15 protein-coding genes are annotated in these 19451 nt (G+C 66.0%); 12 read left to right on the top strand and 3 right to left on the bottom strand.

Translation table 11 applies throughout. From position 1 onward, the window contains the following. Positions 1-4 precede the first annotated feature (4 nt). Entirely contained in the window at positions 5-601 is a 597-nt protein-coding gene (locus tag APZ15_RS13955) for a phosphoribosyltransferase (protein ID WP_021163124.1), read from the top strand. A 276-nt stretch (positions 602-877) separates the two neighbouring features. Further along, positions 878-2794, top strand: coding sequence for a potassium transporter Kup (locus APZ15_RS13950; RefSeq protein WP_027787243.1), 1917 nt, complete (start codon positions 878-880; stop codon positions 2792-2794). 22 nt (positions 2795-2816) lie between these two features. On the opposite strand, the gene APZ15_RS13945 is transcribed toward APZ15_RS13950, so the two are convergent. After that, positions 2817-3845, bottom strand: a complete 1029-nt coding sequence (locus APZ15_RS13945) for a terpene synthase family protein (RefSeq protein WP_034195767.1) — start codon at positions 3843-3845, stop codon at positions 2817-2819. Between the two features lie 416 nt (positions 3846-4261). Next, the gene (locus tag APZ15_RS13940) at positions 4262-6586 is read right to left on the bottom strand and encodes a Tex family protein (RefSeq protein ID WP_027787245.1); all 2325 of its coding nucleotides are present in this window, start codon (positions 6584-6586) and stop codon (positions 4262-4264) included. Positions 6587-6746: 160 nt separating this feature from the next. Between APZ15_RS13940 and APZ15_RS13935 the strand changes: the two genes are divergently transcribed. The 3 genes from APZ15_RS13935 to APZ15_RS13925 all read left to right on the top strand — a co-directional run bounded on the left by APZ15_RS13935 (position 6747) and on the right by APZ15_RS13925 (position 10094). After that, positions 6747-7499, top strand: a complete 753-nt coding sequence (locus APZ15_RS13935; protein ID WP_027787246.1) for a hypothetical protein — start codon at positions 6747-6749, stop codon at positions 7497-7499. Positions 7500-7576: 77 nt separating this feature from the next. Further along, the gene (locus APZ15_RS13930; protein WP_006478692.1) at positions 7577-7792 is read left to right on the top strand and encodes an HP1242/YdcH family protein; all 216 of its coding nucleotides are present in this window, start codon (positions 7577-7579) and stop codon (positions 7790-7792) included. Positions 7793-7847: 55 nt separating this feature from the next. Next, positions 7848-10094: a DNA repair helicase YoaA gene (locus APZ15_RS13925; protein WP_027787247.1), complete on the top strand. Its 2247-nt coding sequence runs from the start codon at positions 7848-7850 to the stop codon at positions 10092-10094. A gap of 104 nt (positions 10095-10198) precedes the next feature. Here APZ15_RS13925 and APZ15_RS13920 read toward each other — a convergent pair whose 3' ends face one another. After that, the gene (locus tag APZ15_RS13920; protein WP_021163132.1) at positions 10199-11023 is read right to left on the bottom strand and encodes an outer membrane protein assembly factor BamD; all 825 of its coding nucleotides are present in this window, start codon (positions 11021-11023) and stop codon (positions 10199-10201) included. A 41-nt stretch (positions 11024-11064) separates the two neighbouring features. Between APZ15_RS13920 and APZ15_RS13915 the strand changes: the two genes are divergently transcribed. From APZ15_RS13915 to APZ15_RS13885, 7 genes are all read left to right on the top strand, one after another. Continuing rightward, entirely contained in the window at positions 11065-12273 is a 1209-nt protein-coding gene (locus APZ15_RS13915) for an RluA family pseudouridine synthase (RefSeq protein WP_027787248.1), read from the top strand. Positions 12274-12279: 6 nt separating this feature from the next. Next, positions 12280-13119, top strand: coding sequence for a peptidoglycan editing factor PgeF (gene pgeF / locus APZ15_RS13910; RefSeq protein WP_027787249.1), 840 nt, complete (start codon positions 12280-12282; stop codon positions 13117-13119). Between the two features lie 359 nt (positions 13120-13478). Next, positions 13479-15344: a PHA/PHB synthase family protein gene (locus APZ15_RS13905; protein WP_027787250.1), complete on the top strand. Its 1866-nt coding sequence runs from the start codon at positions 13479-13481 to the stop codon at positions 15342-15344. A gap of 99 nt (positions 15345-15443) precedes the next feature. After that, positions 15444-16625 carry an acetyl-CoA C-acetyltransferase gene (locus APZ15_RS13900; RefSeq protein ID WP_027787251.1) on the top strand — a complete coding sequence of 394 codons (1182 nt, stop codon included), beginning with the start codon at positions 15444-15446 and terminating at the stop codon, positions 16623-16625. Between the two features lie 134 nt (positions 16626-16759). Next, positions 16760-17500, top strand: a complete 741-nt coding sequence (locus tag APZ15_RS13895) for a 3-ketoacyl-ACP reductase (RefSeq protein ID WP_006491801.1) — start codon at positions 16760-16762, stop codon at positions 17498-17500. Positions 17501-17619: 119 nt separating this feature from the next. Next, positions 17620-18186 carry a polyhydroxyalkanoate synthesis repressor PhaR gene (gene phaR / locus APZ15_RS13890; RefSeq protein WP_006485265.1) on the top strand — a complete coding sequence of 189 codons (567 nt, stop codon included), beginning with the start codon at positions 17620-17622 and terminating at the stop codon, positions 18184-18186. 428 nt (positions 18187-18614) lie between these two features. Continuing rightward, positions 18615-19445 carry a lysozyme inhibitor LprI family protein gene (locus APZ15_RS13885; RefSeq protein ID WP_226153280.1) on the top strand — a complete coding sequence of 277 codons (831 nt, stop codon included), beginning with the start codon at positions 18615-18617 and terminating at the stop codon, positions 19443-19445. Positions 19446-19451 lie beyond the last annotated feature (6 nt).

Here is a 19451-nt window from a genome sequence, read left to right as displayed (position 1 = left end):
CCAGATGACGCAGCAAATCACGATGACGGCGGCAGACTTGATGACCGATCCGCGCAACGACGACAAGAACCTGTGGGTAGGCTGGGACGAGTATCACCGTCTCATCGAGTTGCTCGCCCTCCAGGTACATGCATCGGGCTGGAAGTTCGACCAGATCCTGTGCCTCGCGCGCGGCGGCCTGCGCGTCGGCGATCAACTGTCGCGCATCTACGACGTGCCGCTCGCGATCCTCGCGACGAGTTCGTACCGGGAAGCGGCCGGCACGGAGCAGGGCGAGCTCGACATCGCGCAGTACATCACGATGACGCGCGGCAATCTGGCGGGCAACGTGCTGCTGGTCGACGATCTCGTGGATTCGGGCGTCACGCTTGCGCGCGTGCAGGAGCACCTGAAGGAGCGCTACCCGTCCGTGACGGCCGTGCGTTCTGCCGTGCTCTGGTACAAGGGTTGCTCGAAGGTCAAGCCCGACTATCACACGCAGTATCTGCCGACGAATCCGTGGATTCATCAGCCGTTCGAGGAATGGGATACGGTTCGCCCGCACAACCTCGAGGCGTGGATCAAGCGCGGTCGCGCACAGCGCGACGGTTCGGGCGCGTAAGCGGCCGGCCAATCGAAGGAAAGCCTTGTACGGCGCCGCTTGCGGCGCCGTTTTTCATTGGGGCGCCATGCACGCTGGCGGCGCGCGGGCCGCGGATCCGGTAGGCAGACGGCGCTGCCCCGGCTATGATTGGCAGCCCTGCCACAGCTTGCGCCGGATTGCATGCATGGCGTGGCTCACGTGGTTCCAAGGCAACAGAGCAGGGCGGCGTTTCAAGGGGGCGCGAGTAGAATAGCGCTCGTTTTGTCCGACCCGGACCCGATTATTACGCTTCATATGAACGACACGATCCACGCGACCGACGCAGCACACGCGCCGCATTCGACGCAGCAACACTCGATGCGGGCGCTAGCGATAGCAGCCATCGGCGTCGTGTTCGGCGACATCGGCACCAGCCCGCTGTATTCGCTCAAGGAGGCGTTCAGCCCCGCACACGGTATCCCGCTCACCGAAGGATCGATTCTCGGTGTGATCTCGCTGCTGTTCTGGGCAATCATCCTGGTGGTCGGCATCAAGTACCTGCTGTTCGTGATGCGGGCGGACAACAACGGCGAAGGCGGCGTGCTCGCGCTGATGGCGCTGTCGTTGCGGCCGCTCGACTCGAAGACCCGCGTCGCGGGCGCGCTGATGGCGCTCGGGATATTCGGCGCATGCATGTTCTACGGGGACGCGGTGATCACGCCGGCGATCTCGGTGATGTCGGCGGTCGAAGGTCTCGAGATCGCGACGCCGCACCTGTCCCATCTCGTGATGCCGATCACGATCGTGATCCTGATTGCGCTGTTCTGGATCCAGCGCCACGGCACCGCGCTGGTCGGCAAGCTGTTCGGCCCGATCATGGTGCTGTGGTTCGTCGTGATCGCGGCGCTCGGCGTGTACCACATCGTGCGCGTGCCGGGCATCATCGCGGCAATCAACCCGTATTACGCCGCGTCGTTCATGTCGGAGCATGTGCTGCAGGCCTATGTCGTGCTCGGCTCGGTCGTGCTGGTGCTGACCGGTGCGGAAGCGCTTTACGCGGACATGGGCCACTTCGGCGCGAAGCCGATCCGCATCGCCGCGTACGGGCTCGTGATGCCGTCGCTCGTGCTGAACTACTTCGGCCAGGGCGCGCTGCTGATCCAGAACCCGAAGGCGATCGAGAACCCGTTCTTCCTGCTGGCACCCGAATGGGGGCTGCTGCCGCTCGTCGTGCTGTCGACGGTCGCGACCGTGATCGCGTCGCAGGCGGTGATCTCGGGCGCGTATTCGCTGACGTCGCAGGCCATCCAGCTCGGCTACGTGCCGCGCATGAAAGTGCTGCATACGTCCGATCTCGCGATCGGCCAGATCTACGTGCCGGTCGTGAACTGGCTGCTGCTGTTCGTGATCCTCTGCATCGTCATCGGCTTCAAGAGCTCCGACAACCTCGCGGCCGCGTACGGCATCGCGGTGACGGCGACGATGGTGATCACGACCGTGCTCGCCGCGGTCGTGATGGTGAAGGTGTGGAACTGGAACCGGCTGCTGGTCGGCGCGATCATCGCCGTGTTCCTCGCGGTCGACCTCGGCTTTTTCGGCGCGAACCTGCTGAAGGTTGCGCAGGGCGGCTGGCTGCCGCTCGGCATCGGCGCGCTGCTGTTCTTCCTGCTGATGACCTGGTACAAGGGGCGTCACATCGTCAAGGAGCGCACGGCCGCCGACGGTATTCCGCTCGAGCCGTTCCTGCAGGGCCTGCTCGCGCATCCGCCGCATCGTGTGTCGGGTACCGCGATCTACCTGACCGGCAACGACAAGCTCGTGCCCGTCAGCCTGCTGCACAACCTGAAGCACAACAAGGTGCTGCATGAGCGGACCATTTTCCTCACGTTCGTGACGCGCGATTTTCCCTACGTGCGCGACGACAAGCGCCAGACCGCGCGTGATGCGGGCGGTGGGCTGTATATCGTCAAGGCCGAGTACGGCTTCAACGAGACGCCGGACGTGAAGGCCGTGCTCGAGGAATTCGGGCGCACGCACGACATGACGTTCGAGCTGATGGACACGTCGTTCTTCCTCGCGCGCGAAACGGTCGTGCCGACGCATCTGCCCGGGATGTCGATCTGGCGCGAGCGCGTGTTCGCGTGGATGCACCAGAATGCCGCGAAGCCGACCGACTTCTTCTCGATCCCGGCGAACCGCGTGGTCGAGCTCGGGACGAAGATCGAGATCTGACCGGGGGCGGCGCGCGGGTCGTTCAGCCGCGCGCCGCCGAGTCCGCCGACCAGGCAATCAGGCCGCGATCGTCCGCATCGCCGGCCGCGGCCGCAGCCGTATAGCGCTGCGTATCCCGCGCGACCCAATCCAGATAACCGCGAATCCAGTATCGGCAGCCGTCGACAAGGCCGCGCACGCGCGTGTCGGCGTGCTGGGCGAGTGCATCGGCGCACAGGACGAATGCGCTGATCTCGGCGCGCACACGCTCGGCCGTGTAGTCGACGCTGGCCTGCAGCGTATGGCCGCGGGAAGCGTGGATCATCACCATGTTCCGGAACTGCCCGGGCTGGCCGGCCTCGACGCCGACGCTCTGGATGTCGTTGCTCCAGCAGACGATATGGTTCGCGTGCCGGAACAGCGTCTGGATTTCCGGCCGATGAAACGTATCGGGCGGGACGGCACCGGCATTGGCCGCGTCCGCCAGCGCGAGGCAAGGATTCATCCCGCTCGTGTGACGCCGGATCGTTTCGTATTGCTGCACTGCAATCGGCTCGGCCCTCAGGTGGCCGATAATCTGCAGTCCGGCCGTGGTGGCCCACAGGCGCATGCCTTGTGCGAAGCGCGCGAAATGTTCGGCCGACAGGCGGGCGCGCAGGCGCTGGCACACATCGAGCCATGCTCGCTCGCCATATATGGGCTGGGGGCCGGTACATTCGTAGTCGAGCACATCGATCATCGCGGTCAGATTGCGCAACGTATCGGGGCCGACCGGCTCGACGCGATCGACGAACAGGTCGTCGACGAGAAAGAACCACACGAAATAATCGGCGAGAGCCTGCAGCAGGGAAGGATCGGCGTTCGGGTAACAGCGCGCGGCGAGCCAGCCGTATCGGGTGCGTACGACGCGTTCCCGGTAGGCGTCGCTGATGAACAGGCCGTATGCGTCGGCCCACTCGAGCATGCGCGATTCGATTCGCTCGACGTGCGGTGAACAGGCGCCGGCCCACGGCACGTCGAAAACGGGCATGTGCAATGCGGCCAGTTCGGTTTTCAGATGGTCGTCTGTCATGGTTTCCCGATCCATTTTTCGCGAATCCGTCCCGGTTCGCCGGTCAGGCGAATACCGGATGCAATGCGTCGCGAATCGACTGCAAAAAAAAGCGAAACCGAAACACGGGAGGCAGGATATTCACCGTGCATGCGAGCGCCGCGGAGAACGCTGCCGCGGAACGGCAAGATCGCTGCCCAATACAGAAGCATCAAAATGCGGCCGTTCGAAAACTTATTTTATGTGTCGCTTGTGAAGCGTCAAGAAAACGCATGTCGCAACGCGGATTGTTTAATTTGCCGATTAAACGCAGGGGAATGGCGATGGAAACGCGCATATTCGGTTTTCATCCCGGAAATCGAAAATGCGGACGACGATTCAATAAAAAAAACCCGCCGGGAGGCGGGTTTTTTTGTGCGGTGACGCTTTTCGCGTGCTCAGCGCTTCAGCTTCGCGAACGCCGCGGCCATTGCGCCGGCCGGTTCCGGCTCGCGCGAACGCTGCGGGCGGGCGGCGCCGCGCCCCGCGTTGCCGCGATCCTGGCCGCCGCGCGACGGCGTGCCGGGCGCTGCTGCCTCGTCGTCGAGGCGCATCGTCAGCGCAATCCGCTGGCGTTTCACGTCGACGTCGAGCACCTTCACCTTGACGACCTGGCCGGCCTTCACGACTTCGTGCGGGTCCTTGATGAACTTCGTCGACATCGCGGACACGTGGACGAGCCCGTCCTGGTGAACGCCGATATCCACGAACGCGCCGAACGCGGCGACGTTCGTCACGACGCCTTCGAGCGTCATGCCCGGCACGAGATCCGACACCTTCTCGACGCCTTCGCGGAACGTCGCGGTCTTGAACTCCGGACGCGGATCGCGGCCCGGTTTCTCCAGTTCGGACAGGATGTCGCGCACGGTCGGCAGGCCGAAACGCTCGTCAACAAATTCCGTCGGGGACAGGCCCGACAGCGCTTCGCGGTTGCCGAGCACGTCGTCGATGCGCTTGCTGATCTTCGCGAGCATCCGCTCGACGACCGGATACGCTTCCGGGTGCACCGACGAGCGGTCGAGCGGATTCTCGCCGCCGTTGATGCGCAGGAAGCCGGCGGCCTGTTCGAAGGTCTTGTCGCCGAGGCGCGGGACCTTGCGCAGGTGCTCGCGCGACGGGAACGGGCCGTTTGCGTCGCGGTAGTCGACGATGTTGCGCGCGAGCGTCGCGTTCAGGCCCGACACGCGCGCCAGCAGCGCGGCCGACGCGGTGTTCGCGTCGACGCCGACCGCGTTCACGCAATCCTCGACGACCGCGTCGAGCGAGCGGGCGAGTTCGCGCTGGTTCACGTCGTGCTGGTACTGGCCGACGCCGATCGCCTTCGGCTCGATCTTCACGAGTTCGGCTAGCGGATCCTGCAGGCGGCGCGCGATCGACACGGCGCCGCGCAGCGACACGTCCATGTCGGGGAATTCCTTCGCCGCGAGTTCGGACGCCGAGTAGACCGACGCGCCGGCTTCCGACACGACGATTTTCTGCAGGCGCAGCTCCGGGTGTTTCGCGATCAGCTCGCTCGCGAGCTTGTCGGTTTCGCGCGAGGCGGTGCCGTTGCCGATGCTGATCAGCTCGGCCTGCGTCTGCGCGGCGAGGCGTGCGAGTTTCGCGATCGAGCCGTCCCAGTCGCGGCGCGGCTCGTGCGGGTAGATCGTATCGGTCGCGAGCACCTTGCCGGTGCGGTCGACGACCGCGACCTTCACGCCCGTGCGCAGGCCGGGGTCGAGACCGATCACGGCCTTCGGGCCGGCCGGCGCGGCCAGCAGCAGGTCGTTCAGGTTGCGCGCGAACACGCGGATCGCTTCGGTTTCGGCCGTTTCGCGCAGCTGCGTGAGGAGTTCGTTCTCGATGTGCGGCTGCACCTTCACGCGCCAGCACCAGCGGCATACGTCGGACAGCCATTTGTCGGCCGGACGGTTCTGGTTCGCGATGCCGAAATGGCGCGCGATCATCGCCTCGCCGGGATGCGGCACCTGGGCGTCGAGCTCTTCGCCGAGGCCGAGCTTGATCGTCAGCACGCCCGCGTTGCGGCCGCGGAACAGTGCGAGGGCACGATGCGACGGCACGGTCCTGATCGTTTCCGCGTAGTCGTAATAGTCGCGGAATTTCTCGCCTTCCTCGTTTTCCTTGCCCTCGACGACGGCCGACGACACGACGCCCTGGCTGTGCAGGTAATCGCGCAGCTTGCCGAGCAGTTCGGCCGTTTCGCCGAACTGTTCGGACAGGATGTCGCGCGCGCCGTCGAGCGCGGCCTTCACGTCGGCAACGCCCTTGTCGGCGTCGACGTAGGCGGCCGCCTCGGCCTGCGGGTCGAGCAGCGGGTTCGCGAGCAGGGCCTGCGCGAGCGGTTCGAGGCCGGCCTCGCGGGCGATCTGCGCGCGCGTGCGGCGCTTCGGCTTGTACGGCAGATAAAGGTCTTCGAGCACCTGCTTGCTGTCGGCCGCGTCGATCGCGGCGCGCAGCTCGTCGGTCAGCTTGCCCTGTTCGTCGATGCTCGACAGGATCGCCGCGCGGCGGTCCTCGAGCTCGCGCAGATACAGGAGGCGTTCCTCGAGCTGGCGCAACTGCGTGTCGTCCAGGTTGCCGGTCACTTCCTTGCGGTACCGGGCAATGAACGGAACGGTCGAGCCTTCGTCGAGGAGTTGCACGGCCGCCGCGACCTGGCGCGGCTGGACGGACAGTTCGGTGGCGATGCGCTGTACGATCTTGAGTGCTACGGTTTCCGTCATGTCGTGGATGATCTGCCTGCTGAAATCGCGGCGCGGGCCGGCAGGCCCGAAGCGGCGGGCTGCGTGGCGGGCCCGACGGGCCAGATGCCGCGGGTGAGTGAAGCGGGGCATTTTGCCATAAATGGCGGAGCGTCCAGCCGGGGGTGATAGAATTTGACACATGTCCCGCAGCTTTCCTACGACGTTGCCAACTTCCCGAATTTCTCTCGTCGCGCTCGGCGCAGCGCTCGCCGCGGCTTTGTCTGCCGGGCCTTCCAGCGCGTTCGCGCAAGCTTCGGGCGCCACCGCGCCGGCCGCCACCGCGGCCGCACCCGTGACGGCCGCGGCCGCACCGGATTTCGACGCCCGTCAAAAAGTGCTCAATCAACGCTCCGCGGAAAACGATTATCGTTATGCGGTGGCCGAGCACGATTGCTACAGTAAGTTCTTCGTCAATCACTGTCTCGGCAAGGCGCGTGACCAGATGCGCGACGAGCGGGCGAGCATCCGCCAGGAGCAGCTCGCGCTCAACGACGAGCAGCGGGCGGTGCGCGCGCAGCAGCGCGACCAGCAGCAGGCGCTGAAGCAGGCGCAGGACGCAGCGGAAGCGCCGCAGCGCGCGGCGAACGACGCGGCAAACGCCGCTGCGTTCCGCGACAAGCAGGAGCAGAATGCGCTGAAGCAGGCGCAGCGCGGCGCGGAAGGGCCGCAGCGCGCGGCGAACAAGCAGGCGTACGACCAGAAGCAGGGCGACTTCCAGCGCAAGCTCGACCAGGCGCACCAGCAGGCCGCGCAGAAGGCGCAGGAGCGGGCGGACAACGCCGCACGCTACGAGCAGAAGCAGAAGGAAGCCGTGCAGCACAAGGCCGATGTCGAGCGGCGTCAGAAGGAAGCGACCGAAAAGGCGCAGCAGAAGCAACAGCAGGGGCAGTAACGTGTTGGATTGATCCGGAATCAGTCTCGTGCGCGCTGGCACGCCAGCCGGCGCGCTGCTTCGATGAGGAGGCAAACATGCAAAACCGTCACACGGAACAGCAGCAGGAATTGCACAACCGTTTGGCTGCATTGCAGGAGCAGCACCAGCAGCTCGCTCGGGAGATCGAGCTGAAGGAAGGGCACTCCGACATCGACGACATCACGCTGCACCGGCTGAAGAAGGAAAAGCTGGCGGCCAAGGACAAAATCATTTTGCTGCAATCGCAGCTGGAACCGGATAAGCGCGCCTGAGCGCGGCCTGGCAAGCGCCGGCGCCGCCCGGGCGCTGGACACAGGAACGCTTGCCTTGAATTCACCGCTTGAAGCCACCCCCGATGCCCGGCGCGACGTGTCGTCCGCCGGGCGCGCTCGTGCGCCCGAAGGCACCTTTGAACTGAGCCGCAAGCGCGTCGACGAACTCGACACGATTTTCGGCGAGGGCGGATTGCTGGCGCGCGCGCTCGACGGCTATCGGCCGCGTACATCGCAGATCGAGATGGCGCGCGCCGTCGCGTCCGCGATGGAAGCGTCCGCTCGCCGGATGCCCGAGCCCGAGATCTTCGAAACCCGCAAGCGGCCGGCGCGTCGCCTCGGCGACGGCGACAAGGCGGCCGAGACGGGCGCGGACGCCGCCGCAGCCGAGCCCGACAGCGATGCCGGGGACAACACGCTGATCGTCGAGGCCGGCACGGGGACGGGCAAGACCTATGCGTACCTCGTGCCCGCGATGCTGTGGGGCGGCAAGGTGATCGTGTCGACCGGCACGAAACACCTGCAGGACCAGCTGTTCCAGCGCGACATCCCGACCGTGCGCAACGCGCTGGCGGTGCCGGTGTCGGTCGCGATGCTCAAGGGGCGCGCAAACTACCTGTGCCACTACTACCTGCAACGCACGGCCGACAACGGCCGGCTGCCGTCGCGGCAGGATACGGCCTACCTGCAGGAAATCGTCCGTTTCGCGAAGATCACGAAGAGCGGCGACAAGGCCGAGCTCGCGAGCGTGCCGGAAACGGCGCCCGTCTGGTCGATGGTCACGTCGACGCGCGACAACTGCCTTGGCCAGGAATGCCCGCACTACAAGGAATGCTTCGTGATGCAGGCGCGGCGCGAGGCGCAGCAGGCCGACGTCGTCGTCGTCAACCACCACCTGTTCTTCGCGGACATCATGCTGCGCGACACGGGGATGGCCGAGCTGCTGCCGAACGCGAACACGGTCATCTTCGACGAAGCGCACCAGTTGCCGGAAACGGCGACGCTGTTCTTCGGCGAGACGCTGTCGACGACGCAGATTCTCGAACTCGCACGCGACACGGTAGCTGAAGGCCTGAGCCATGCACGCGACGCGGTCGAATGGGTGAAGCTCGGCGGCGATCTCGAGCGCGCGGCGCGCGACTTGCGCCTGGCGTTCGCGAACGACCAGATCGTCCGGATGTCGCTCGCCCAGCTCGGCGACGATCACCCGATGTTCGGCGCGCTCGACGCGCTCGAGGCCGCGCTCGACGCGCTTGCGTCGGCGCTTGCCAGCCAGGCCGAACGGGCGGAATCGCTCGGCGCGTGCCTGCGGCGCGCACGCGAACTGCAGGACCTGCTGGCCGGCTGGGTCGCGCCCGGCGCGACGGAGGCGGCCGCGAAGGCCGATGCGGCGGCGGCCGGCGACAAGGCGGCATCCGACGGCGATCCGAACGAGAAGGTGCGCTGGGTCGAAGTGTTCGCGCATACGGTCCAGCTGCACGAAACGCCGTTGTCGGTCGCGCCGATCTTTGCCAAGCAGCGCGCGGGTGTGCCGCGTGCATGGGTGTTCACGTCGGCCACGCTGTCGGTGCGCGGCGATTTCACGCACTACGCGGCACAGATGGGCCTCAGCTCGCGCCGCTCGATGACGCTCGCGAGCCCGTTCGACTACCAGTCGCAAGGGCTGCTGTACGTGCCGCGCAACCTGCCGCAACCGTCTTCGCCGGCGTTTACCGATGCCGTCTTCGACGCCGCGCTGCCGGCGATCGAGGCGTCCGGTGGCGGCGTGTTCATGCTGTGCACGACGCTGCGCGCGGTCGACCGGATCGCGTCGAAGCTGCGCGACGTGATCGAATCGCGCGGCTGGAACACGCCGCTGCTCGTGCAGGGCGATGCGAGCCGTACCGAACTGCTCGATCGTTTCCGTGCATACGGCAATGCGATCCTGGTCGGCAGCCAGAGTTTCTGGGAAGGCGTCGACGTACGCGGTGATGCGCTGTCGCTCGTCGTGATCGACAAGCTGCCGTTCGCGCCGCCGGACGATCCGGTGCTCGCCGCGCGCCTCGATGCGCTGACGAAGAAGGGGCTGAGCCCGTTCGCCGTGCACCAGTTGCCGCAGGCCGTGATCACGCTGAAGCAGGGCGCGGGCCGGCTGATTCGCGCGGAGACGGATCGCGGCGTGCTGATGATCTGCGACACGCGGCTCGTCGACAAGCCCTACGGGCGCCGGATCTGGCAGAGCCTGCCGCCGTTCAAGCGGACTCGCGAGATCGCGGTCGTCCAGGACTTCTTCGACGAGCACCGTTCCGCAAAGCGCACGTGACGACGCGCGCTCGCACCGACGCTGCCTGAGCGCTGCGCCAATAAAAAACCCGGCTCGATGGCCGGGTTTTTTGTTCGCGCAGCGGGCGCTGCATGGTGCTTTCGTCAGAACTGCCACCACGACTTCTTCGCGCCGGGGCGCGAGTGGCCCGTGACGTACGGGCTGTCGGGGAACGTGCCTGCGAGCACGCGCTTCGTGTCCTCGGCGAGTTGCGGCTGGTTCAGCTTGCCGTACGACAGGATCATGATGTGCAGCGCGTCCTCGATCGCCGGGGCGCCCTTGTAGTCCTTGATCGCGAGCTGCGCACGGTTGATGGCCGCGACGTAGGCGCCACGCCGGTAGTAGTAGTCGGCCGCGTGCACTTCGTGCGACGCGAGCGCGTTGACGATGTAGCGCATCCGCGCGGCGGCGTCGGGCGCGTACTTGCTCTTCGGGAAGCGGTCGACGACGACCTTGAACGCATCGTACGATTCACGCAGTGCCTGCGGATCGCGCTCGCTCATGTCCTGGCCGGAGAACCGGCCGAACAGGCCGAGATCGTCGTTGAAGTGGATCATCCCCTTCAGGTAGTACGCGTAAGGGATATCTGGATGATCCGGGTGGAGCTGGATGAAGCGATCGACGGCCTGGTCGGCGGCGGCCGCTTCGTTGTCCTTCCAGTTGCAGTACGCAACGTTGATCTGCGCCTGTTGTGCGAAGTGGCCGAACGGATCGCGACCTTGCAGCGATTCGAAATATTTCGCGCACTTGCCCCAGTCGCCGCCGGACAGTGCGTCCTGGGCCTCTGAGTATAATTTGTTGTTCGACCAGGTAGCCGTCTCGTCCTGCTTCTGCGGCAAGCCGTGGCAGCCGGCGATGAGGGCCGCGGCCGCTACCGCCGCAGCCCGGGCGGCGACGGTTCTGGCCGTGCGTTTGGTCGAATTCATCATGCTCGCATGTCCTAGCTTCAAGTCTCGGTGACCCAGTCTAAATGACCCGTTCAAGTTCGCAGAATGCCCAGCCGGGCACACCAAATCGCGAAGATTATAGCCCAAGCGATCGGCCCGCCGACGCTGCGTCGGGGGATTCCCTCGATGACGATCTGGCCGGCGACGCCATGCAGGCGCCCGTCGTGCCGTCCGCGGCGGCCGACGACGCGCCGCGCGTCGTCGAAGTGCCGCTGTCGCTCGCGGGTGAGCGCCTCGACAAGGCGCTCGCCCAACTGTTCCCTGAATTCTCGCGCAGCCGCCTGCAGAGCTGGATCGAGGCGCAGCGCGTGCTCGTCGACGGCGCGCCGGCGAAGATCCGCCAGCCGGTGCCGCTCGGCGCCAAGATCGAGCTCGTGCCGGACCTGCTCCCCGAGCAGCTCGCCTTTACGCCGGAACCGGTGCCGCTCGACGTGATCTACGAGGACGACGCGCTCGTCGTCATCAACAAGCCGGCCGGCCTCGTCGTGCATCCGGCCGCCGGCAACTGGAGCGGCACGATCCTCAACGGGCTGCTGCATCGCTATGGCGACGCGGCGGCCGGCCTGCCGCGCGCGGGGATCGTCCACCGGCTCGACAAGGAGACGTCGGGCCTGATGGTGGTGGCGCGTACGCTGGCCGCGCAGACGGACCTCGTGCGCCAGTTGCAGGCCCGCACGGTGAAGCGCCGCTATTTCGCGCTCGTGTGGGGCACGATGCCCGAGGAGGGCACGATCGATGCGCCGATCGGCCGCGATCCGCGCGAACGCACGCGCATGGCCGTCGTCACCGGCGCGTCGGGCAAGCCCGCGCGCACGCATTTCCGCACGGTTGACACATGCCTGTGGCAACGTCAGCCGGTTTCGGCAATCCAGTGCGATCTCGAGACCGGCCGCACGCACCAGATCCGCGTGCACTGCGCGCACGCCGGGCACCCGCTGCTCGGTGACCCCGTGTACGGGCGCGCGCGCGGCAAGCGCTCGGTCGCGCCATTGCCGGACGGTTTCGCGCGACAGGCGCTGCATGCATGGCGGCTCGGTCTCGTGCACCCGGTCACGGGCAAGGCGATGCAGTGGCGCTGCCCGCTGCCGGACGACATGAACGCCCTCGTCGCGGCGCTCGGCTTCGGGCAGGGCGACGAGGAATTCGACGACGATGACGGTGTCTACGACGATGACGATTTCGGCGGCGAGTATCACGACGATGAGCCGTACCTGGACGACGAGGAGGAGTGAGTGCCGATGACGAACCTGGCGCCGTTGACGTGGCAGGACTGCGTACAGCCCGACTGGCAGGTGTCGCCGCGCGTGCGCGCGCTGATCACGACGCGCGACGGCGGGGTGAGCGAAGGCCCGTATGGGCGCTGGCAGGGCGCGGAAGCTCTGCCGGGCGGGATGAATCTCGGCCTGCACACCGGTGACGATCCGGCTCATGTCGCCGGGAATCGCGCGCGCCTGCTCGCGCTGGCTGGCCAGTCGAGCGCCGCTTGGCTCGAGCAGGTTCACGGCGCGCAGATCGTGCGCGCGGACGAGGTGATCGCGGCGGCACCCGCGGCGCTCGCGCCGGTGCAGGCCGACGCGAGTGTCACCGACCGTGCCGGCGCCGTCTGTGTCGTGATGGTCGCGGATTGCCTGCCCGTGCTGCTGTGCGACACGCAGGGCCGCGCCGTCGGCGCCGCGCATGCGGGCTGGCGCGGCCTGGCGGCCGGCATCGTCGAACAGACGGCGGCACGGGTCGCGGCACTCGCGGGCGGTGCGACGGACGCGCTTCATGCTTACCTCGGGCCGGCGATCGGCCCGCGGGCGTTTGAGGTCGGCGCCGACGTGCGTGATGCGTTTCTCGACACGGCCCCGCAGTCGGAGCATGATGAAACCCGGCTTGCGTTCGTCGCGATCGATGGCGCGCCCGGCAAGTTCCTGGCCGATCTCTACGCGCTCGCGCGCTTGCGTCTTGCGCGTGCGGGCGTGGCGCACGTGAGCGGCGGGACGGCCTGCACGGTCACCGAACAGGCGCGCTTCTATTCGTACCGGCGCGACCGCGTGACGGGCCGCATGGCGGCGGCGATCTGGCTGGCGGATTGACGGGATGCGCATGGGCGCGGGATTTGTCGCGCTGCAAAATCGGGTTATCTCGATTTTGCGGCGGCCATGCCGCGTTACATGCGCGGCTAAATGAAAAATGCGAAGTCAAGTCAATCAAAATGTTTTATGTTTCGCCGGAACCCTTGTCCCGCCTGTTGCGCGAGGATTATCTCCGTGCGGAATTGTTCAGCGGTTTGATATGGCGCTTCACATGGGGAAAACGATAATGATAAAAATACCGCACTGCGGCAGAATCTGGAGACGCCTCTCCAGAGCATGACGGCCCGGCTCGCAGCCGGCATGCCGCGCGCGAGCAGGATTTCACGACAGACGCTCACGAATCACCGGTAAGGCAGGTAATGACAGCATCGAAAAAATCGTCGACGTCCGCTCAGGCGGGCACTTCCACGGGCAGCATTGGTTTCGATCCGGCCGCCCAGCCGATGCAGCAGATGTTCGAGTCGTGGTTGAACGCGTGGCGCGGTTTTGCGGATCCGGCACGTGCCGCGACTGCGTCGGCCACCGTGAATCCGTTCGCGACATTCCAGTTTCCGACATCGTTTCCGTTCCAGGTGCCGTCGATGCCCGATTTCGGCGCGATGGCGTCGCCGTTCGCCGGGCTGAAGCTGCCGGCCGCCGCGATTCCCCCCGAGCGGCTTCAGGCGTTGCAGGCTGACTACGCGCGCGATTGCATGGCGCTGATGCAGCAGGCCGCCGCCGCGAAGCTCGAGTCGCCCGAACTGAAGGACCGCCGCTTCAGCGGCGATGCATGGAAGGCGTCGCCGGCGCATGCGTTCGCGGCGGCCTGGTATCTGCTCAACGCGCGCTATCTGCAGGAACTGGCCGACGCGCTTCAGACCGATCCGAAGACGCGCGAGCGCATTCGTTTCACGGTCCAGCAGTGGACGGCCGCCGCCGCGCCGAGCAACTTCCTCGCACTCAATCCCGACGCACAGAAATCGATTCTCGAGACGCAGGGCGAAAGCCTGCGGCAGGGGATGATGAACCTGCTCGGCGACCTGCAGCGCGGCAAGATTTCGCAGACCGACGAATCGCAGTTCGTGGTCGGCAAGAACCTCGGGTGTACTGAAGGTGCGGTCGTCTACGAGAACGACCTGATCCAGCTGATCCAGTACACGCCGAAGACGGACAAGGTGTTCGAGCGGCCGCTCCTGATCGTCCCGCCGTGCATCAACAAGTTCTACATCCTCGACCTGCAGCCCGAGAATTCGCTCGTCGCGCATGCGCTGTCGAACGGCCATCAGGTGTTCCTCGTGTCGTGGCGCAACGCGGACGCATCGGTTGCGCACAAGACGTGGGACGACTACATGAACGAAGGGCTGCTCGCGGCGATCGACGCCGTGCAGCAGGTGAGCGGCCGCGAGCAGATCAACACGCTCGGCTTCTGCGTCGGCGGCACGATGCTCGCGACTGCGCTCGCGGTGCTCGCCGCGCGCGGCGAACATCCGGTCGCGTCGATGACGCTGCTCACCGCGATGCTCGACTTCAGCGACACCGGCATCCTCGACGTGTTCGTCGACGAGGCGCACGTGCAGATGCGCGAGCAGACCATCGGCGGCAAGAACGGCACGCAGCCGGGGCTGATGCGCGGCGTCGAGTTCGCGAACACGTTCTCGTTCCTGCGGCCGAACGACCTCGTGTGGAACTACGTCGTCGACAACTACCTGAAGGGCCGCACGCCGGCGCCGTTCGACCTGTTGTACTGGAACGGCGATTCGACGAGCCTGCCGGGCCCGATGTACGCGTGGTACCTGCGCAATACCTATCTCGAGAACAAGCTGCGCGAGCCGGGCGCGTTGACCGTGTGCGGCGAATCGGTCGACCTGACGCTGATCGACGTGCCGACCTTCATCTACGGCTCGCGCGAGGATCACATCGTGCCGTGGCAGACGGCCTATGCATCGACGTCGATCCTGTCGGGCCCGCTGAAGTTCGTGCTCGGCGCGTCGGGGCACATCGCGGGCGTGATCAATCCGCCGGCGAAGAAGAAGCGCAGTTACTGGATCAACGACAGCGACCTGCCCGAATCGGCGGACGACTGGTTTGCCGGTGCGACCGAGCACCCGGGAAGCTGGTGGACGACCTGGGTCGAGTGGCTCGACCAGTACGGCGGCCGCAAGGTGGCGCCGCCCGCCCAGCCCGGTTCCGCACAGTTCCCGGTGATCGAGCCGGCGCCGGGCCGGTACGTATTGCAGCGCGATTGACGAAAGACGGACAGCGGCGCACGCTGTCCGATGCACCGCAGTTTTTTTAACAGGGCCGGTAGCGATGCGCCGTGTCGTGCGGGCCTGGAGGAAAGGGAAATGACGGACGTAGTGATCGTATCGGCCGCGCGGACCGCGGTCGGCAAATTCGGCGGTTCGCTTGCGAAGATTGCAGCACCCGAACTGGGCGCGACGGTGATCCGCGCAGTGCTGGAGCGCGCGGGCGTGAAGCCCGAGCAGGTGAGCGAAGTGATCATGGGCCAGGTGCTGACGGCCGGCTCGGGCCAGAACCCGGCGCGGCAGTCGCTGATCAAGGCGGGGCTGCCGACGGCAGTGCCGGGGATGACGATCAACAAGGTGTGCGGTTCGGGCCTGAAGGCCGTGATGCTGGCGGCGAACGCGATCGTCGCGGGCGACGCGGACATCGTGATCGCGGGCGGCCAGGAGAACATGAGCGCGTCGCCGCACGTGCTGCCGGGCTCGCGTGACGGCTTCCGGATGGGCGATGCGAAGCTGGTCGACACGATGATCGTCGACGGCCTGTGGGACGTGTACAACCAGTACCACATGGGCATCACGGCGGAGAACGTCGCGAAGGAATACGGGATCACGCGCGAAGAGCAGGATGCGTTCGCGGCGCTGTCGCAGAACAAGGCGGAAGCCGCGCAGAAGGCGGGCCGCTTCGACGACGAGATCGTGCCGGTGTCGATCCCGCAACGCAAGGGCGAGCCGCTGCAGTTCGCGACCGACGAATTCGTGCGTCACGGCGTGACGGCGGAGTCGCTGGCGGGGCTGAAGCCGGCGTTCTCGAAGGACGGCTCGGTGACGGCGGCGAACGCGTCGGGGTTGAACGACGGCGCGGCGGCGGTGCTGGTGATGTCGGCGCAGAAGGCGGCGGCGCTGGGTCTGACGCCGCTGGCGAAGATCAAGGCATACGCGAACGCGGGTGTCGATCCGAGCGTGATGGGGATGGGCCCGGTGCCGGCATCGCGCCGGTGCCTGGAGCGCGCGGGCTGGACGCCGGGCGACCTGGACCTGATGGAGATCAACGAGGCGTTCGCGGCGCAGGCGCTGGCGGTGCACAAGCAGATGGGCTGGGACACGTCGAAGGTGAACGTGAACGGCGGGGCGATCGCGATCGGTCACCCGATCGGTGCGTCGGGCTGCCGGATCCTGGTGACGCTGCTGCACGAGATGGCCAAGCGCGACGCGAAGCGCGGGCTGGCGTCGCTGTGCATCGGCGGCGGGATGGGCGTTGCGCTCGCGGTCGAGCGTCCGTAACCGGTCGTCCGTAACCGGCCGTTCGCCACCGGCGAACCAAATCCGTGCGCCGGCCGATTGCGGCTTCGGCCGGCGTCACGTGAAGTCAGAGGGGGCTCCGGCAGCTCTCGAAACCAAAAAATGGAGTGAGATTTATGTCTCAGCGAATTGCGTACGTAACGGGCGGGATGGGCGGCATCGGCACCAGCATCTGCCAGCGCCTGTCGAAAGACGGCTTCAAGGTGGTCGCAGGATGTGGCCCGAACTCGCCGCGCCGGGTGAAATGGCTCGAGGACCAGAAGGCGCTCGGGTACGATTTCATCGCGTCGGAAGGCAACGTCGGCGACTGGGACTCGACCAAGGAAGCGTTCGACAAGGTCAAGGCTGAAGTCGGCGAGATCGACGTGCTCGTCAACAACGCGGGTATCACGCGCGACGTCGTGTTCCGCAAGATGACGCACGAAGACTGGACCGCCGTGATCGACACCAACCTGACGAGCCTGTTCAACGTGACGAAGCAGGTGATCGACGGGATGGTCGAACGCGGCTGGGGCCGGATCATCAACATTTCGTCGGTGAACGGCCAGAAAGGGCAATTCGGCCAGACCAACTATTCGACCGCGAAGGCCGGTATCCACGGCTTCACGATGTCGCTCGCACAGGAAGTCGCGACGAAGGGCGTGACGGTCAACACCGTGTCGCCGGGCTACATCGGCACCGACATGGTGAAGGCGATCCGCCCGGACGTGCTCGAGAAGATCGTCGCGACGATCCCGGTGCGGCGTCTCGGCGGGCCGGAGGAAATCGGTTCGATCGTCGCGTGGCTCGCGTCGAACGATTCCGGTTTCGCGACCGGCGCCGACTTCTCGCTGAACGGCGGCCTGCACATGGGCTGAGCGTCCGCGCTGCGCGGGCCGGGTGGCCGCGCAGCCGGGCGTATTCCGAAGGCCCCCGCCTCCCGGATTCGGGCGGCGGGGATTCGTCACTTCCGCTACGCTGCACTCAAAGGCGTTACATGACTACTACAAAGAAGACGGCCGAACGGCTCATCAAGAAGTACCCGAACCGTCGGCTCTACGATACAGAGACAAGCACGTACATTACGCTGACCGACGTGAAGCAACTCGTGCTGGAGCAGGAGGACTTCAAGGTCGTCGACGCGAAATCCAACGAAGACCTGACGCGCAGCATTCTCCTGCAGATCATCCTCGAAGAGGAAAGCGGTGGCGTGCCGATGTTCTCGTCGTCGATGCTGTCGCAGATCATCCGTTTCTACGGGCATGCGATGCAGGGCATGATGGGCACGTACCTGGAAAAGAACATCCAGGCGTTCATCGACATCCAGAACAAGCTCGCGGATCAATCGAAGAACCTGTACGAAGGCAATGCGATGAATCCGGAAGTCTGGTCGCAGTTCATGAACATGCAGGCGCCGATGATGCAAGGGATGATGACCAGCTACATCGAGCAGTCGAAGAACATGTTCGTGCAGATGCAGGAGCAGATGCAGAACCAGGCGAAGTCGATGTTCAGCACGTTCCCGTTCAAGCAGCCGGGCGCGTCGGAGCCGGAGAAGAAGTAACGGTTTCGCGGCAGGCCGACCGCGGCGGGCAAACCGTCGGGCGTCGGTGCCGCGAAGCAAAGCGGTGCGGGCCGGCCGATCGTGCATTCGGGCGCGACGATGTGCGGCCGCCGCCAGCAGGATCATTTCGCCGACGGTCGTTCATGACCGTCGGTACCGAATGCGCGCCGGGTTCGGGCGTGCATGACCGTTGTCCAGTCGATCGAGATCCAGTCACCTGTGAAGGAACACCGGGGCGCGCCGCGCCGGACGGTGTGCGTTCGTGCAGGCGCGCGTACCATGAGCGGCGCTGCAAGGTGAAGCGTGGAGGCTGCCTTTGGCGACATGCGATACCGGCGCGCGGGCACGACAGGCTGTGACGGGCGATGCCCCACCGATGCGGTGCGACCAAGAAAAACCGACTGAGAGAGAGCATGCGAGGGATTCGAATGGCATCGGCCGGCAGGCTGGCGGGTCTTGCTTCGATGTTCATGATGAGCGCCGGCATGGCACTACCGGCCTTTGCGATGGATTGCGCGAAAGCGGTGCAGCCGATCGAGAAGCGCATCTGTACGAACTCCGTGCTGCGCGCGGCCGACGCGCGCATGAACTCGGCGTACTCGGGCGCACTGAAGGCCGCGCCGGACACGATGATTCGCGACATGCTGGTGCGCGGTCAGCGCCGCTGGATCGACGCACGCAACAACCGTCTCGACGCCGATTACGAAGGCCATCCGCTGGCCGTCGACGAAGTGCGCAAGGCCATCGATCGGCGCACCGCCGTGCTGGCCGATCGTTCGGACAAAGGGTTGATCGCGCGTGCGCTGGCCGAGCGCAAGTGGCTCGCGAATTACACGGGCGGCCCGCTCACCGGTTTCGATGCAAACTGCGATTTCATTCCCGACGATGCAAGTGGCGCGCACGTTTCCTATGCGTGTTTCGGTGCTGTCCATGTGCAGCATCGTGCACGGGTCTGCAGCCAGAGCGAGGACTGGGCGACCGGTGCGGTTTATCAGTACCGATCGGTGAGCGCGGCAGACGGCGGGAAGGTTCGACCCGTGGCATTTTGCGAAACACAGGCGCATGAGAATGCGTGCGACAACGGTGGAGCGCAATCGGCATGGGTGCGCGCAGGGGTGTCCGGTGGCGATAACCACGCGTCAGCGCCCGTAGCCGGGTTGCCGCAACTCGACGCGGAAATGTGGCCGATCGGCGATGGCGACGATGTGGTGTGGTTCGACCGATGCTTGAAGGCGGCGGTGTTTCCGGACGTGCGATGAAGTGTC

This window comes from Burkholderia cepacia ATCC 25416, from assembly GCF_001411495.1.
In the GTDB taxonomy this organism is placed as follows: Bacteria; Pseudomonadota; Gammaproteobacteria; order Burkholderiales; family Burkholderiaceae; genus Burkholderia; species Burkholderia cepacia.
The sequence above is the reverse complement of the archived record's forward strand: the minus strand, read 5'-3'. Positions and strand labels throughout refer to the sequence as shown.